The following is a 16365-nucleotide window of genomic DNA, read 5'->3' as shown; positions in this document are numbered from 1 at the left end:
TCGCGGCAGCGCCCGGATGGCCACGGGTGGACCGTCGTGGATAGGCTGCGCCAGGTGCGCACCCCTCTTCGCAGCACCGTACGACCCGCGCTCGCCATCGGCACCGTGCTCCTGCTGACCTCGCTGACCGCGGCGTCCTGTGAGGACAGTGTCGACGTGACTGTCGCCGAGGTCGGCAGGTCCACCGTCAGCGAGGTCGTCGACGCCCCCGCCTCGGTCACCGCGCGCGCCGCCGCGACCGTGACCGCACCCGCCGAGGGCACCCTGGCCAGGCTCGCCGTCACACCCGGCCAGCAGGTCGCCAAGGGCCAGCTGCTGGCCGTCGTCGACTCCCCCGCCACCCGTACCCGGCTGCGCCAGGCCAAGCAGGCGCTGGACGCCTCGAAGCGCTCCGGTGGCGGCGGGGTTCGCGTCGACCTGTCCGCCGCGCGGCGCAAGCTGGACCGTTCGGCCCGCGAGGCGTTCGACCACGCGCGGGACGCCGCCGAGCAGGTGTCCGACCCGTCGACCAGGGATGCGCTGCTCGCGCACATCACCGCCGCGGAGGCGGGCTACCGGCAGGCTTCGGCCGGGGTCGGCGCGGCCGCCGACGCGGTGCAGCGCGGCGTGGCGAGCCTCGGCTCGGCCATGCAGGCGCTCGGCTCGGCGCAGCGCCTGCAGGCGCAGCAGGCGTACGACCTGGCGAAGGCGAGCGTGGACGCGCTGACCCTGCGCGCCCCCATCGCCGGGGTGGTGCAGCTGGGCGGCACCTCGTCCGCGGCGGCCGCCCCGGATCTGAGCAGCCTGCTGGGCGGCATGGGCACGGGGGTGCCGGCCGGGGTGTCCGGCCCCGTCGCCGCGCCCGCCGGGGTGGCCTCGGCGCCGGCCGTCGGCGCTCCGGTCGCCGCCGGCACCGCGCTCGTCACCGTGGTCGACACGAGCGTGCTCGGCATCGTCGCCGACGTCGACGAGACCGACATCCTGTTGGTGCGCACCGGGATCGCCGCCGAGGTGGAGCTCGACGCCGCGCCCGGCGTGTTGTATCCGGCCCGGGTCGGCGCCGTCGACGTGCTGCCGACGCCGAACAGCCGCGGCGCGGTCGCGTACCGGGTGCACCTGACGCTGGAGACGCCGTCGGGCGCGCCGACGCCGCGGCCGGGCATGAGCGCGGTGGCCCGGCTGAAGGTACGCGAGGAGGCCGGCGTGATCGCGGTGCCCGCCGCGGCCGTGTTCACCGGCGACGGCCGCGACAGCGTCTGGGTGCGCGGCCCGGACGGCAAGGCGCAGCGGCGCACCGTCGTGGTCGGCGCATCCGGGATGGACACCTTGCAGATCACCGACGGGCTGGCCGAGGGCGAGCGGATCGTGGTGCGCGGCGTGGACCGGGTCACCGAAGGCACGGACCTGCCATGACCGGCGACGCCGCGATCGAGGCGATCGACGTGGCGCGCACGTACGCCCTGGACGGGGTGAGCGTGTCGGCGCTGCGTGGGGTGAGCCTGACCATCGCCCACGGCGAGCACGTCGCCGTCGTCGGGCCGTCGGGCTCGGGCAAGTCCACGCTGATGCACCTGCTCGGCGGCCTGGACCAGCCGACGTCGGGGCGGCTGCGTATCGGCGGGCGCGACGTGGCGGGGCTGACCCCGGCGGAGATGGCGCACCTGCGCAACGCCACCATCGGGTTCGTGTTCCAGTCGTTCCATCTGCTGTCGCGCACCAGTGCGCTGGACAACGTGGCGCTGCCGCTGGTCTACCGGGGGCAGGGCGCCCGCGAGCGCCGGGAGCGGGCCGCGCTGATGCTGGAGCGGGTCGGCCTGTCCCACCGCATCGGGCACAAGCCCAATCAGCTCTCCGGCGGCGAGCAGCAGCGCGTGGCGATCGCGCGGGCGCTGGTCACCGAACCGGCGGTGCTGCTGGCCGACGAACCGACCGGCAACCTCGACCAGGCCACCGGCGCAGCCGTGCTGGAACTGCTGGAGCAGCTCAACACGGCCGAGGGCGTGGCGGTGGTGCTGGTGACGCACGACCGGGAGGTCGCCGAGCGGGCCCGCCGCCAGATCACCATGCGCGACGGCCGGATCGTCGACGACAGCGCCGCGGCCGACGGTGCCGGCACCGGCCCGGTGACCGGCGACGCCTCCGGGGAGGTGCCGCGATGAGGCTGGCGGAGGCGTGGCGGGTGGCGCTGGACGCGCTGCGGGCCAACCGGCTGCGCAGCGGGCTGACCATGCTGGGCATGGTGATCGGCGTCGGCGCGGTGGTGATCCTGGTGGCGCTGGGCACCGGCACCAAGAACGAGGTGCAGGCGCAGGTCGAAGGGCTGGGCTCGAACCTGCTGCTGGTCGTGCCGGGCCAGGTCAGCCTCAACGCCGCCCCGGCGGTGTCGCGGCTGGACCAGTCCGATCTGGATGCGGTCATCCGCGTCGCCGGTGACCGCGACCGGGTCGCCGTGTCGCTGACCTCCGGCGAGAACGTGCGCGCGGGCAAGGAGCAGGTGTTCACCAGCCTGCTCGGGGTGCTGGAGACGACGCCGAAGGTGTTCCTGCGCGACGTGCGCGCCGGGGCGTACCTGACCCGCACCGACGTGGAGACCGGACGCCGCGTCGCGGTGCTCGGCAGCTCCGTGGCCAGGACCCTGTTCGGCGAGCGCGACCCGGTCGGGCAGCAGGTCACCATCGCCGGGGTGCGGTTCCGGGTGATCGGCGTGTTCGCCCCGCTGGGGCAGAGCCTGGGTGTGGACCGCGACAACGAGGTGCACATCCCGCTGTCCACGGCGCAGCGGCTGCTGGCGACGAAACGGGTGGACGCGTTCGCGGTCAAGGCGCCCGACGCCGAGACCATCGACCGGCTGGGCCGCGACATCGTGGCCGAACTGCAGCGCCGCCACCCCGACGAGGAGTTCAGCGCCGTCACGCAGGAGCAGATCCTCGGCGTGCTCGGCGACATCCTGGGCGTGCTGACCGCCGTGCTCGCCGCGATCGCGGGCATCTCGCTGCTGGTCGGCGGGGTCGGCGTGTCCAACATCATGCTGGTCTCGGTGCGCGAACGCACCCGCGAGATCGGGCTGCGCATGGCGCTGGGCGCGCGCCCGCGCGACATCGGCCTGCAGTTCCTGCTGGAGGCGGTGCTGCTGACCACCATCGGCGGCCTGCTCGGCATCGCGTTCGGCGTGGGGGCTTCGCTGGCCACGGCCGCGCTGAGCCCCGTGCCCGCCGCGCTGACCTGGTGGTCGATCGCGCTGGCGTTCGGCGTCTCGTGCGCCGTCGGCATCGTGTTCGGGGTGGTGCCCGCGCAGCGCGCCGGCAGGCTCGACCCGGTCGTCGCGCTGCGCACCGACTGAGCCGCATACCGACTGGCGGGAAGGGGCGGGCCGGTAGGGTGACCGGTTCGTAATCTGTTCGGCGTCCACCGGAGCACCACGGGGAGTGAAGATCGCATGCCGGTCCTGTTCCGCCTGCTGGGGCCGCTGGCTCTGGGCGGTGGCGAACGTGTGACCGGCCTGAACGTACCCAAGATCCGCTGCATGCTGGCGGTGCTGCTGCTCGACGGCGACCGCACGGTCACCCTGGACCGGCTCACCGACGAGTTGTGGGGCGACGAGCCGCCCCGCTCTGCGGTCGCCAACCTGCGCTCGTACGCCTCGACGCTGCGCCGCGCCCTCGCCGCCGCCGGCATCGAGCCCGAACGGCTGGTCACCACGCCCGGCGGCTACCGGCTACAGGTGGCACCCGGCGAGTGCGACGTCGAACTGTGGCAGTCACACGCCGCGGCAGGGTCGGCGGCACTGGCCGAGGGCCGCCACCACGAGGCGGTACGCCGCCTCGGCCAGGCGCTGTCCTGCTGGCGCGGTGCGGCACTGGCCGACATCCCGGTCGGACCCACCCTGGCCGCCCGCGCCTCCGCGCTCGACGACCTGCGCACCGTGCACACCGAGGACCTGTTCGAGGCCCGGCTGCTCGTCGGCGACGGCGCCACCCTGCTCGCCCCCATCCGGGAGCACATCGCCGTGCACCCCACCCGCGAGCGCGCCTACGACCAGCTCATGCGCGTGCTGTACGCGGCCGGCGACGCCGCCGCCGCGCTCGACGTCTACCAGCAGGCGCGTCAGGCCCTCGGTGACGAGCTGGGCCTGGAGCCCGGCACCCGGCTGCGCCAGCTGCAGGCGGCGATCCTGCGGCGCGATCCGGCACTGGTGCGCACCTCGCCCACGCCCGAGGTCGTGCCGCGGCAGCTGCCGCCCGACCTCACGCCCCTCATCGGACGCGACGGCGAGCTGGCCGCGCTCGCCGCGTCCACCGCGCCGGTGCGCAACATCCACGGCCCCGGTGGCGTCGGCAAGTCCGCCCTGGTGATCCGGCTCGCCCATCAGCTGCAGGACCGCTACCCGGACGGTCAGCTCTACCTCGACCTGCAGGGATCCAATCCACGGCTGACCCCGCTCCCGCCCGCGGACGTGCTCGGCCGGTTCCTCCGCGCGCTGGGCGTGGGCGACGCGGACGTGCCCGCCGAGGCGGCCGAGGCCACCAACCTGTACCGCACCCTGCTGGCCGATCGCCACATGCTGGTCGTGCTGGACAACGCCGTCGACGCCGCGCAGGTCCGCACGCTGCTGCCGGGCACCGGGAACAGCCTCGTGCTGGTGACCAGCCGCCGCGCGCTGACCTCGCTCGACGGCGGGACGCTGCTCGCCCTCGACGTGCTGGGCGAGCAGGACGCGCTGCGTATGCTGGGCCGCCCCGACGACGCGGCCGCCGCGCAGCGGCTGGTGGCCATGTGCGACCGGCTCCCGCTCGCGTTGCGCATCGCCGCCGCCCGGCTCGCCGCCCGCCCGGACTGGTCGGCGCAGGACCTGGTGGACCGGCTGGTCGACGAGCGCCACCGCCTCGACGAGCTGCACACCGACGACATGGCGATCCGGTCCTGCTTCCAGGCCAGCTACCACGCCCTCGACCCGGCGGCCGCGCGCGCGTTCCGGCTGGCGGGCCTGGCCCGCGTGCCGCACCTGAGCGTCGCGGCGATGGCCGCGCTGCTGGGCGACTCGCGGTCGGCCGCCGCGTCGGCGCTGGACCGGCTCGTCGACGCGCGCATGGTCGAGGTCGACGCCGGCCGCTTCCGGCTGCACGACCTGCTGCGGCTGTACGCCGCGGAGTGCGCGCTGGCCGAGGACTCACCGTCCTGGCGCGCCGAGGCGCTGCGCCGCCTGCTCGTGTACTACGTGGGCACGGCCCGCCGGGCGGTGCAGCACTTCGCCGGCGTGGCCCGGCCCATCGATCCGGCGCTGACCGGTCCGGAGGGCACCGACCTGGTCGAGCTCTCGACGACGCAGGACGCCCGCCGCTGGCTCGACGCGGAGCTGGTGTGCGCGTTCGCCGCCGCCGAGCAGGCCGGCGAGGCCACCGGCACGGCTCGCCGCTACCCGACGCAGCTGCTGCGCGCCACGAGCAACTACGCGCTGCGCCGCGACACCGACGGGTTCATCCGGCTGGCCGAGACCGCGCTCCGCCTGCGCACCCCCGACGACCTCGCCGCCGAGCCGATCGCCCACAACTCGCTCGGCCAGGCCCGCTACTACCAGCGCCGCTACGACGAGTCCCGGGTCGGCCTGATGCGTGCGCTCGCCGCCTGGCAGTCGCTCGGCGACCTGGACGGCGTCGCCGCCGCGGCCAACGGCCTGGGCATCCTCAACGGACGCATCGGGCAGTTCGATGAGGCACTGCGCTGGTACGACATGAGCCGCGAAGCGCTGGAGGCCACCGGCGACGCACGCCTGCAGTCGATCGTGATCACCAACGCCGCCGAGGCGCTCGCCGGGTTGCGGCGCTTCGAGGAGGCCGTCCTGTCCGTCCGGCGCAGCCTGCGTCTCATCGGCACCGGTGCCGCGACCACGCACCGCATGATGGCGCTGGGCCAACTCGGGGTGCTGTACGCGCAGCTCGGCAGGGTCCGACCGGCGATCCACTACTGCACCCGCAGCGTGGCGCTGTCGGCCGCGCTGCACGATCACGCGCACTGGCTGGACATGAAGCTGTGCCGGGCCGAGATTCTCCTGCGGGCGCGACGGCCCGAGCTGGCCCACGCCGACGCCGCCGAAGCGCTGCAGCGGGCGATCGAGATCAACGACCCCGTCCGCCGGGGCTCGGCCCTGCGCCATCTGGGCAAGGTGCAGGCGGCGCTCGGCGACCACGCGGCGGCCGCGCACAGCCGCAACACGGCGACCGGGCTGTTCGACCTGTACGGCGCCCCGGACGAGCAGCCGATGGAGACGTTTCTCACCGGTGCTGACCCGACCCTCCCACACCCTCCGTAGGCAGCTCGCGCTGCCAGCGTGGGATGGTCGGGCCATCACCGCTTCCCCGCGACCGCACCCCCGTACCCGGGCCGCGATCAGCACACTGTAGGCGGCGGCGCATACAGCGGCAGATATATTGACCGATCCGACTGTGTGAACCGCGTCGGGCACCGGCGGTCAGCGCACGAAGCTCCAGCTCACCATCTCGCCGTCGCGGTAGGGCATGACTCCGTGGAACGGGCGCGGGTCGTCGTCGAAGACCATCGGCAGCCACTCGTGGTCGCTGGCCCACATCGGCACCTCGTACAGGCGCTCGCGGGGCACCCAGCCGAGCGTGCCCTCGTGGTTGCCCTGGTGCGGCTCGCCGGCGAACTCGTCGACCCGGAACACGAACCCGAACCAGTCCTCGCCGCGGCGGCCGAAGCCCGGCCAGGAGACCGTGCCGCGCAGTGACAGCCGCCGGGCGATCAGTCCCGACTCCTCCTCGACCTCGCGCTTCACGCCGGTCAGCACGTCCTCGTCGCGCTCGACCCGCCCGCCCAGGCCGACGTGCTTTCCGAAGTGGATGTCGTCGGGCCGCTTGTCGCGGTGCAGCAGCAGCACGCTGCCCCCGTCGGGGGACAGCACGTAGGCGAGGGTGGCGATGATCGGAGTGAGCGGCATGACGTGATGCTGCCACAGCTCCGGACGGGGCCCCGTTCGCCCCATTAACACAAAAAGGTGGTAAATGAGTACCAAATGATTACGGTTTCATTCACGATGGACATACCACTCTTATCGGACGCTTTCAGGAGGTGGTGTTCATGCGTGATGCCGTCAACCGCGGGGGCGTGCTGGTGGTGACCACCGACCAGCTGCCAGGACACGTCGTCCAGGCCGTCTTCGGCGAGGTGCTGGGTCTGTCCGCGCGCACGCTCAGCCCGTACACCGAGGGCTTCAAGTCGTACACGGACGGCAGCGGGGTGAGCATGGACGTGCGCATCCACATGCTGACCGAGTGCCGGCTGGAGGCCGTCGACCGGATGGCGCGGGTGGCGCTGGGCATGGGCGCCAACGCCGTGCTGGCCATGCGGTTCGACCACCGGCCGATCACCGAGTCGTGGATCGAGATCTGCGCGTACGGTACGGCGGTGCGGGCGGAGGTGGCGAGGTTGCCGCGCCCTAGAAAGGCGGCATCCTCGGCCACCGAAGCTGACATGTCGCTAAAATCCGCTTAGTGAGTCTGACTGCTGAAGGCCGGTGACCCGATGCCGCGTAGGGCGGCACGACCGGCGTGACCGGCGGATGGCGGCGATGAGCACCCATGCGGACGCGTTGAGGATCGATACCGGGCTGAGCGCGGGCCTCGCGGAACCCGCGGGAGAAGGCTGGACCGCCGAGCGCGACCGCCGGGTGTCCGTGGCGCTGGAAAGGCTGCACCGGCTGCCGCCCGGCGACCCCGCCCGGGAACGGGCCCGCACCGCCGTGATCCAGGCCGGCATGCCGCTGGCCAAACGGCTGGCCCGGCGGTTCAGCTTCCGTGGCGAGGACCCCGACGACCTGGTCCAGGTCGCGCTACTGGGCCTGATCAAGTCGGTGGACCGCTACGACAGCAGCCACGGCGTCCGGTTCGAACACTTCGCCGGGCCGACCATGCTCGGCGAGCTGCGCCGGCACTTCCGCGACCGGGGCTGGGCACTGCGCGTGCACCGCCGGCTGCAGGAACTGCACCTGGAGATCAGCCGGGCGGTGCCGCAACTGTCCCAGGCCCTGCAGCGCACACCCGAGATCCGCGACCTGGCCCAGTTCCTGGACCGGGACGAGAACGACATCCGCGACGGGCTGGAGTGCGCGCACGCGTACGCCATCGGCTCGCTCAACAGCGTGGTGCGCAGCGGCAGCGGCTTCGCCGAGCTGGGCGAGCTGCTCGGCGAGCAGGACCGGCGGCTGGAGTCGCTGCCCGACCGGCATGCCATCGGCCGCGCGGTGGCCGGGCTGTCGGCCCGGGACCGGCACATCCTCGCGCTGCGCTTCGCCGCCGACCTGACCCAGGCCGAGATCGCGCAGCGGCTGGGACTGTCCCAGATGCACGTGTCGCGCCTGCTCACCCGGTGCCTGCAACACCTGCGCCAGGCCCTGGGGGCCCAGGGCCTGGCGGGTGATGTCAGTTGATCACAGTGGAGGGTTCAGGCAGGCCGCGGACCTCGGCGTCGGTACCCGAGGCCGTGATCTTCAGCAGTGACCCGGCGAACGGCAGCCGGTCCAGGGTCACGGTGCCCCACTCCTTGGGCAGCCGCGGGCGCAGCACCATGCTGCGCTTGGGCACGTCCAGATCCAGGCCGAGGAAGGCGCGCACGATCAGCAGCGGCGCCCCGCTGGCCCACGCCTGCGGCGAGCACGAGGTCGGGTACGGCACCGGGGGCTGGTACCGGTCGGCGGGGAAGCCGCAGAACAGCTCGGGCAGCCGCCCGCCGAACGACATCGCGGCCCGCAGCAGCCCGTCGGTGAGCCGGTGCGCCAGTTCCACCGCACCGGGGATGTGGGCGTAGCGCATCAGCCCGGCCACGCACAGCGCGGTGTCGTGCGGCCACACCGACCCGTTGTGGTAGCTCATCGGGTTGTACGCGCCCATCCGGTCCGACAGCGTGCGCAGCCCGTACCCGCTGTCCATGTCCGGCTCGGACAGCCGCGCGATCAGCCGCTCGGCGTGCTCGTCGGTGACGATGCCGGTCCACAGGCAGTGCCCGGGGTTGCTGGACATGGCGTCCATCCGGCGCTTGCGCCCGTCCAGCGCGATCGCGAAGTAGCCCTCGTCGGGCAGCCAGAACGCCTCGGCGAACAGCGAACGCAGCTTGTCGGCACGCGCCCGGCAGGACTCGGCCAACGCCGTCTCGCCGAACGCGTCGGCCAGGTCCGCGCGGGCCAGCCAGGCCGCGTACGCGTACCCCTGCACCTCGGCCAGCGCCACCGGCGGCTCGGCGAGCTGGCCCGCCGCGTCGTTGACCCCGTCCCAGCTGTCCTTCCAGCCCTGGTTGAACAAGCCGCGGTCGGTAGCCCGCTGGTACTCGATGAACCCGTCGCCGTCCCGGTCGCCGAAGCCGTCGATCCAGGACAGCACCGCGTCGGCGGCCGGCAGCAGCGCCCGTACGTCGGATTCGGCAGCCCCCCACTTCCAGGCCTCGCCGAGCAGCGCCACGAACAGCGGGCTGGCGTCGATGGTGCCGTAGTAGTGCGAGCCACCCAGCGCGGATGTGCTCTGCGGGCCCAGCCGCAGCTCGTGCAGGATGCGCCCCGGCTCCTCCTCGTTGCACGGGTCGACCTGGCGGCCCTGCAGCGCGGCGAGGGTGTACAGCGTGCCGACGGCCAGCGACGGGTCCAGCGGCAGCGCCATCCACGAGGTGAGCAGGCTGTCGCGGCCGAACAGGGTCATGAACCAGGGCGCGCCCGCGGCCACGAAGGTGTGCGCGGAGTCCTCCCCCGCCGCGATGCGCAGCGCGTCGAGGTCACGCACGCTGCGCCGCAGCACCAGGCCCAGATCCTCGTTCTGGGTACGGATCGAGGTGACCTGGCGGCGCCACGAGTGCTCCTCGGCCTCCTCGGGCGTCAGGTGCTCGCGGAAGCGCGGCTCGATGCGCCGGCTCTCCACCACCGGATGCACGATGATCTCGGTGCGCCACTCGTCCCGGGCCGGGATCACGACCTGCCAGCTCAGTCCGTTGTGGCTGCTGACGGGCTCGCCGGTCGCGTGCACGAGCAGGCCGCGCGAGTTGTCGGGCCGGCTGAACACCAGGTTGACCCCGCTGGCCTGGGCGTGCGTGGCCGAACCCGCGGCGTGGCCCTCCTTGACCGCGAACAGGTCGGCGAAGTCGGCGTCGACGTGCAGTTCCAGGTGCACCAGGGTCGCCTCGCGGCCGACGTTGGTCAGCGTGATGACCTCGCGCATGCCCTCGCCGACGACCCGCTGCCGCACCACCAGCAGCGTGCTGTCGGCGTGCCCGGACGCGGGCGCGCGGCGCAGCATGAACCGCGACGCGAACGTGTCGGTGTCGGCCACCGACAGCGGCTGCGGCTGCTGCCCGTCGATGCGCAGCTGCCAGCGCGAGATGATCCGGGTGTCGCGGAAGAACAGGCCCTGCGCGCCTCCCGGGTCCATGTCCCCGTCGGGCGCGCAGATCGCGAACGTGGTGCCTTCGACGATGGTGACCTGACCCTGGCCGAGCGGCTGCGGGTCGCCTGCGTTGAGCGGTGCCGGATTCGTCACCGCTCACCCGCCGTGGTCAGCCGTCCGGCGCGGGCTCCCGCGCGAGTGCCCCGGCCGGGCAGTTGCGGCTTGCGCCGCTCCGCCAGCGCCGCCCGATATGCCTGCACGTAACCGACCGCCATCCGCTCGTCGCTGAAGCGCCGCACCACCTGCTCGCGGCACTCCGCCGGGTCCAGTTCCGACACCGCACGCAGTGCCGCCGGCAGCTCTGCCGGGTCGTCGCAGATGAAGCCGCTGACGCCGTGCTCCACCACCTCGGGCACCGCACCGCCGCGCAGCGCCACCACGGGCGTGCCGCAGACCATCGCCTCGATCATCACCATGCCGAAAGGTTCCTCCCACTGCACAGGAAACAGCAGACAGCGGGCATTTGCCAGCAACTCACGCTTGAGTGTCGCGTCTGCGATGCCGATCATCTGGTCGTTCGGTCCGAGCAGCGGCTCGACCTGCTCGGCGTAGTACTTCTTCTCCGCGGGCTCGGAACATTTGCCCGCCAGGATCAACGGCAGCCCGGCGGCGTGCGCGGCGAGCACTGCGGTGTGCGCGCCCTTGTCGGCACTGAACCGGCCCAGGAACAGCGCGTAGTCCTTCTTCTCCCGCTGGAACGGCCAGTCGGCCGGGCGCAGCCCGTTGTGCACGACGCCGATCCAGTTCAGCTCCGGGGCCAGCGAGCGCTGCCGCTGGCTGATGCCGACCAGCGACAGGTCACGGTCCAGGGTCTGGTAGTAGCCGCGCAGCTCCGAGTCGACCGGCCCGTGCACGGTGGCGATCGTGGGCAGGCCCATCGCGTCGTACGCGGGTGCGTTGAGCGGCCCGGCGAAGGTGTGGTCGTGGACCACGTCGACCTCACCCGCGGCGGCCAGCTGCTCCACCACCCGGCGGGTCAGCGTGGCGTAGATGATCTCGGGCCCGGGTTCGCCCAGCCGTTCCGGCACGGCCCGGTCCCACACCTGCCAGAACCTTGCCCGGGTGCCGTCCCGGCCGGCGCCGATCATGGTGACTCGGTGCCCCAGGTCGACCAGCGCGTTGGACAGATCGGCGAGAACGGCCTCGATCCCCCCGTACGCGGCCGGTGGCACGTCGAAGTAAGGCGGCGCCACCATCGCGATCTTCAACGGGGCGTGGCCGTTGGCAGGCAGGGTGCTCTGCACCCTGGCGAGATGTTCGGGCGTGGGTACACCCTTCACCAGCGTGGTTATCACGGGTGTCTGCATACCCGGAGTAACCGTTTTTCATGCCTGCCCCGACCTCCCGGTGCGGGTCGGGGCAGGTTCAGCCCACGCTCAGGAGGCCAGCCGCCAGCGCCTGAGCACCCCCGGCCGGGTGATCGACAGGGACATCGCCGTCGCAGCCAGTGACAGCAGCCCCGCCCCGTAGAACGCCGCGGCGTACGAGCCGCTGCTGTCGCGGACCAGGCCCGCGACCAGCGCGATTCCGGCCGCCCCGAACTGGTGCGAGGCGAACACCCAGCCGAACACGATCGCCCCGGACGCGCCGAAGTGCTGCCGGCACAACGCGATCGTCGGCGGCACGGTGGCCACCCAGTCCAGCCCGTAGAACAGGATGAAGACCAGCATGCTCGGGTGCGGGTCGGCGGCGAACAGCCCCGGCAGCAGCATCAGCGACAGCCCGCGCAGCGCGTAGTAGACGCCCAGCAGCCAGCGCGGATCGAACCGGTCGGTGAGCCACCCCGACGCGATGGTGCCCACGATGTCGAAGATCCCGACCAGCGCCAGCAGGCTCGCCGCGGTCGTGGTGGGCATGCCGTGGTCGTGCGCGGCCGGGATGAAGTGCGTGCCCACCAGGCCGTTGGTGGTCGCACCGCAGATCGCGAAGCCGCCCGCCAGCAGCCAGAACGTACGCGTCTTCGCGGCATCGCGCAGCGCGCCCAGGGCCCGGCGTGCCGCACCCGTGCTCGCCGCCGGGGCCGCCGGGGGCGTGTCAGGGTCCGCGCCGTACGCCGTGATGCCCAGGTCGGCCGGGTCGTCGCGGAGCAGCCACAGCACCAGCGGCACCACCAGCAGCGCCGACCCGGCGACGGTCAGCGCCGCCACCCGCCAGTCGTACGCCTGCACCAGGCTCGCCAGCAGCGGCAGGAACACCAGCTGACCGGCCGCGCCGCCCGCGGTCAGCACCCCGGTCACCAGGCCGCGGTGCTTGACGAACCAGCGGTTGGTGAACGTGGCCACGAACGCCAGGGCCATGGAGCCGGTGCCCAGGCCCACCAGCACGCCCCACAGCAGCATCAGCTGCCAGCTCGCGGTCATGAACACGGTCAGCCCGCTGCCCGCGGCGACCAGCAGCAGCGCCCCGGCCACCACCCGGCGCATGCCGAAGCGTTCCATCAGCGCGGCGGCGAAGGGCGAGGTCAGCCCGTACAGCACCAGGTTGATCGACACGGCGGCCGAGATGGTGCCGCGCGACCAGCCGAACGCCTGCTCCAGCGGCTCGATGAGCACGCCGGGCGTGGCCCGGAACCCGGCCGCGCCGACGATGGACACCAGCGCCACGGCGGCGACCGCCCAGGCGAGATTCTGGCTTCTTGTCCGCTTCACCCTTGTTTCCAGCAACGTCACGCCGTCCATGCTCCGGAATTCATGCGCCCGCAACCAGTGGCCTGACCGCCACTATATGAAAGAATTCGGCCATGACCGTACGCCACCGTGTCGCCGTGCTCGCCCTCGACGGAGTGATGGCCCTGGACCTCGGCATCCCGAGCCAGGTGTTCGGCTGCGCCACCGACAGCGCCGGCCACCGGCTCTACGAGACCCGGGTCTGCACGCCCGACGGCGGCCCGATCCGCGCCAGCGCAGGTTTCTCCGTGCAGCCCGACCACGGCCTCGACCTGCTCGACTGGGCCGACACCGTGATCGTGCCCGGCATCCACCGCGAGCGCCTGGCCGCCCCCACCACCGTCGCGGCGATGACCGCGCTCCGCGCCGCCCACACCACCGGCAAACGGATCATGTCCATCTGCACCGGGGCATACGTGCTGGCCGCCGCCGGGCTGCTCGACGGCCGCCCCGCCGCCACCCACTGGGCCTACGCCGAGGACTTCCGCGGCCGGTACCCGCAGGTCGCACTCGACGCCGACGTGCTGTTCATCGACGACGGGCAGGTGCTCACCTCCGCCGGGGTCGCCGCCGGGCTAGACCTCTGCCTGCACGTGGTCCGCCGCGACCACGGCAGTGAGGTCGCCAACCGGGCCGCCCGCCGCTGCGTCGTCGCCCCCTGGCGCGACGGCGGCCAGTCCCAATTCATCGAACGCCCGTTGCCCGCCCCCGGCGACACCTCCACCGCGGCCACCCGCGAATGGGTGCTCGCCCGCCTCGGCGACCCCCTCGACCTGGACCAGCTCGCCCGCCACGCGCGCATGAGCGTGCGTACGTTCACCAGGCGGTTCCGGGAGGAGACCGGGCAGTCCCCGGGGCGCTGGCTCACCCGGCAGCGCGTCGAACATGCCCGGCACCTGCTGGAGAGCACCGACCTGACCATCGACCAGGTCGCCGAACGGGCCGGCTTCGGCACGGCGGTCTCCCTGCGCCAGCACCTGCGCGCCACGGTCGGCACCGCCCCGCTCGCCTACCGCCGCACCTTCCGCACGGCTGCCTGACCGCGGGCTCGCGCCGCGCCCCGCCGTCATAGACGTTGGCCTATCTGGTTGGGGTTGATCACAAAATTCTCATCCAGATAGGCCAACGTCTACCGCTGGGAGGGTTGGAGGGACGCGCGCGGCCGTTCCAGTGATGTGCGGGCGGCCCAGCTCGGTAGTGCGTGGCCGAGACGAGTGGGGCGCGGCGAGTCAGCGGGTGGCTGTCGTCGTGGCCGGGCCCGGCTGGTTGGTGGAGCGTTGGGCGGCGGGGACGAAGTGGCCGTTGCGGCCGGCGCGCCACAGGCCCCAGAGCGCCAGCAGCGCCGCCACCAGCAGCGGGCCGCCGTCGCGGACCAGCCCGTCCACGCCGAGCAGGAGCAGGCACAGCGGCAGGTCCACCAGCAGCACCAGCAGGGTCATCAGCACCAGCTGCAACCGGACCCACCGCTTACCCTTGACCAGGAAGATGCTCAGAAACAGCGCCACGAAGCTGACCAACAGCGCGAACACGAACCAGCCGACGACCAGGGGCAGCAGGGTGATCTCACCGTCGAACAGCCGACCCGCCGCCACCACGCAGGCGACCAGCATCAGGGCGCTGTAACTGAACACGGCGACCCGGGTGGTCAGCACCCATCCGGGCACCTGCGGGCGGGGCGGCATCTGCTTGCGGGTGAGCCCGTCACGGCTGATCCACCACCGCAGCTTCGGCCGGGCAAGGTACTCCTGCACGCTCGCGGACCGGTACAGCAGCACCACCACGGTTATGCACAGCGCCGCGACCACGCCGAACCCGATGACCCCGGGCACCGTCGGGGAACCCTGCTTCGGCACCACCAGCCGGGCCAGCGCGAACAGCGTCGTCACCGCCAGGATCAGCCCGAACGGCGCGGCGCCGTGCCTGCCCCGCCACAGGTGGAAGATCAGCACCAGGAACAGCATCGAGCGCAGCAGCGCCCAGGCGGTACGCACGAACAGCGGGTAGCCGCCGTCCTCGGCGTAGTACCAGTTGAGCCACTCGACCGACGCTGCGGCCAGGGCGGTCACACCAAGCAGAACGGCCAGCACGCGTACGGCGGCGGGTCGGCTCTCGGTCATCGGCGTGGTAGCGGACACCCGTCAATGATGCCCAGCGAGCACAATGGCAACCATGTGCCGCAGTATCAAGACCCTCCGCCCGCCGTTCCAGGAGATCGTCACCGAGGAGGACGTGCAGGCCGCCGCGCTGCAGTACGTCCGCAAGATCTCCGGTTTCCGCGCCCCGGCCGCACACAACACCGAGGCCTTCGACAAGGCGGTGGCCGCCGTCGCCGCCGCGACCGCCGAACTGCTGTCCACGCTGCAGGTGCGCCGCTAGCCCGGATGCCGCGTCCGTTCCCCGCCAGCGCGGCGGCTGTCGTCCCGGCAGGCTCGAAGCCGCCCCCGGCACGGCGGGGCACGGACGCGACGTTAGGACGGCAGTGCACCAGACGCTCGATCTGAAGGTGCTGTACTTCGGCACCCCGGTAGTGATCATCAGTTCCCGCAACCCGGACGGCACGACCAACCTGGCCCCGATGTCGTCGGCCTGGTGGCTGGGCAGCACCTGCGTGCTCGGTCTGGGCGACAGCGCGCAGACGGCCGCGAACCTGCGGCGCGAGCGTGAGTGCGTGCTCAACCTGGTGCCGTCGACGCTGGTCGACGCGGTGGACCGGCTGGCGCTGACCACCGGGTCGCCGCACCCGTCGGCGGGCAAGCTGGCGATGGGCTACCGGCACGTGGCCGACAAGTTCGCCGCCGCCGGGCTGAGTCCGCAGCCGTCGGAGCTGGTCGCGCCGGACCGCGTGGCGCAGTGCCCGATCCAGCTGGAGTGCCAGGTCAGCGGCTCGTTCCCGATCGGCGGCCCGGAGCCGTTCGGCACGGCGTTCGTCGCCGAGGTCCGCCGCGCCCACGTCGAACAGCACCTGATCATCCCCGGCACGCACCACGTGGACCCGGTCGCCTGGGACCCGCTGATCATGAAGTTCTGCGAGTTCTTCGGCGGGGGCGACAACGTGCACCCGTCCCGCCTCGCCGCCGGCTGGCAGATGCCGCACGACCGCCGCCTCACCCCCGCCTGACGGCGCTCCGCACACGCCCACCCCGGCTCGGGCATCAGCCGGGACGGGCCCCGGCCTCCAGCTCCGAGCAACCGCCCGGACCCCCCAAGATCGCTCGACTTGCCTGGCACCTGGGCGAAAGCGCGTCCAAGATACGCACAGGCGCCAGGCAGGTTCGCAGATCTTG

General features: G+C 72.8%; 14 protein-coding genes. 9 read left to right on the top strand and 5 right to left on the bottom strand.

All coding sequences use genetic code 11. The features are described 5' to 3' along the window. The first annotated feature begins 54 nt into the window (after window positions 1-54). From F6W97_RS24375 to F6W97_RS24360, 4 genes are all read left to right on the top strand, one after another. A complete protein-coding gene (locus F6W97_RS24375) occupies window positions 55-1392 on the top strand; it encodes an efflux RND transporter periplasmic adaptor subunit (RefSeq protein ID WP_230686921.1) in 1338 nt (445 codons plus the stop codon). Beyond that, on the top strand, window positions 1389-2138 hold the full coding sequence (locus F6W97_RS24370; protein ID WP_155372715.1) for an ABC transporter ATP-binding protein: 750 nt from the start codon (window positions 1389-1391) through the stop codon (window positions 2136-2138). The genes F6W97_RS24375 and F6W97_RS24370 overlap by 4 nt, the downstream gene beginning before the upstream one ends. Beyond that, window positions 2135-3319, top strand: a complete 1185-nt coding sequence (locus tag F6W97_RS24365) for an ABC transporter permease (RefSeq protein ID WP_155372714.1) — start codon at window positions 2135-2137, stop codon at window positions 3317-3319. The genes F6W97_RS24370 and F6W97_RS24365 overlap by 4 nt, the downstream gene beginning before the upstream one ends. A 96-nt stretch (window positions 3320-3415) precedes the next feature. Beyond that, entirely contained in the window at window positions 3416-6286 is a 2871-nt protein-coding gene (locus tag F6W97_RS24360) for an AfsR/SARP family transcriptional regulator (RefSeq protein ID WP_155372713.1), read from the top strand. A 159-nt stretch (window positions 6287-6445) separates the two neighbouring features. Here the strand turns inward: F6W97_RS24360 and F6W97_RS24355 are convergent, their stop codons facing one another. After that, window positions 6446-6931: an NUDIX hydrolase gene (locus tag F6W97_RS24355; RefSeq protein ID WP_155372712.1), complete on the bottom strand. Its 486-nt coding sequence runs from the start codon at window positions 6929-6931 to the stop codon at window positions 6446-6448. Between the two features lie 140 nt (window positions 6932-7071). Between F6W97_RS24355 and F6W97_RS24350 the strand changes: the two genes are divergently transcribed. Then, window positions 7072-7485: a heavy metal-binding domain-containing protein gene (locus F6W97_RS24350; protein WP_155372711.1), complete on the top strand. Its 414-nt coding sequence runs from the start codon at window positions 7072-7074 to the stop codon at window positions 7483-7485. Window positions 7486-7561: 76 nt separating this feature from the next. Continuing rightward, the gene (locus F6W97_RS24345; protein WP_155372710.1) at window positions 7562-8419 is read left to right on the top strand and encodes a SigB/SigF/SigG family RNA polymerase sigma factor; all 858 of its coding nucleotides are present in this window, start codon (window positions 7562-7564) and stop codon (window positions 8417-8419) included. On the opposite strand, the gene F6W97_RS24340 is transcribed toward F6W97_RS24345, so the two are convergent. The 3 genes from F6W97_RS24340 to F6W97_RS24330 all read right to left on the bottom strand — a co-directional run bounded on the left by F6W97_RS24340 (window position 8412) and on the right by F6W97_RS24330 (window position 13093). Next, window positions 8412-10508 carry an amylo-alpha-1,6-glucosidase gene (locus F6W97_RS24340; protein WP_155372709.1) on the bottom strand — a complete coding sequence of 699 codons (2097 nt, stop codon included), beginning with the start codon at window positions 10506-10508 and terminating at the stop codon, window positions 8412-8414. The genes F6W97_RS24345 and F6W97_RS24340 overlap by 8 nt on opposite strands. After that, window positions 10505-11722: a glycosyltransferase family 4 protein gene (locus F6W97_RS24335; RefSeq protein WP_230686920.1), complete on the bottom strand. Its 1218-nt coding sequence runs from the start codon at window positions 11720-11722 to the stop codon at window positions 10505-10507. The genes F6W97_RS24340 and F6W97_RS24335 overlap by 4 nt, the downstream gene beginning before the upstream one ends. A 69-nt stretch (window positions 11723-11791) precedes the next feature. Further along, window positions 11792-13093, bottom strand: coding sequence for an MFS transporter (locus tag F6W97_RS24330; RefSeq protein ID WP_155372708.1), 1302 nt, complete (start codon window positions 13091-13093; stop codon window positions 11792-11794). 62 nt (window positions 13094-13155) lie between these two features. Here F6W97_RS24330 and F6W97_RS24325 point away from each other — a divergent pair, with 62 nt between their 5' ends. Continuing rightward, window positions 13156-14121 (top strand): GlxA family transcriptional regulator, encoded by a 966-nt coding sequence (locus F6W97_RS24325; RefSeq protein WP_155372707.1) that lies wholly within the window; start codon window positions 13156-13158, stop codon window positions 14119-14121. Window positions 14122-14310: 189 nt separating this feature from the next. Here F6W97_RS24325 and F6W97_RS24320 read toward each other — a convergent pair whose 3' ends face one another. After that, on the bottom strand, window positions 14311-15216 hold the full coding sequence (locus tag F6W97_RS24320) for a hypothetical protein (RefSeq protein ID WP_230686918.1): 906 nt from the start codon (window positions 15214-15216) through the stop codon (window positions 14311-14313). A 34-nt stretch (window positions 15217-15250) separates the two neighbouring features. Between F6W97_RS24320 and F6W97_RS24315 the strand changes: the two genes are divergently transcribed. Both F6W97_RS24315 and F6W97_RS24310 read left to right on the top strand, forming a co-directional pair. Then, entirely contained in the window at window positions 15251-15457 is a 207-nt protein-coding gene (locus tag F6W97_RS24315; protein ID WP_155372706.1) for a DUF2277 domain-containing protein, read from the top strand. Between the two features lie 103 nt (window positions 15458-15560). After that, entirely contained in the window at window positions 15561-16199 is a 639-nt protein-coding gene (locus F6W97_RS24310; RefSeq protein WP_155372705.1) for a flavin reductase family protein, read from the top strand. The last annotated feature ends 166 nt before the right edge of the window (window positions 16200-16365 follow it).

It is taken from the genome of Catellatospora vulcania (assembly GCF_009720385.1).
Lineage (GTDB): Bacteria > Actinomycetota > Actinomycetes > Mycobacteriales > Micromonosporaceae > Catellatospora > Catellatospora vulcania.
The sequence above is the reverse complement of the archived record's forward strand: the minus strand, read 5'-3'. Positions and strand labels throughout refer to the sequence as shown.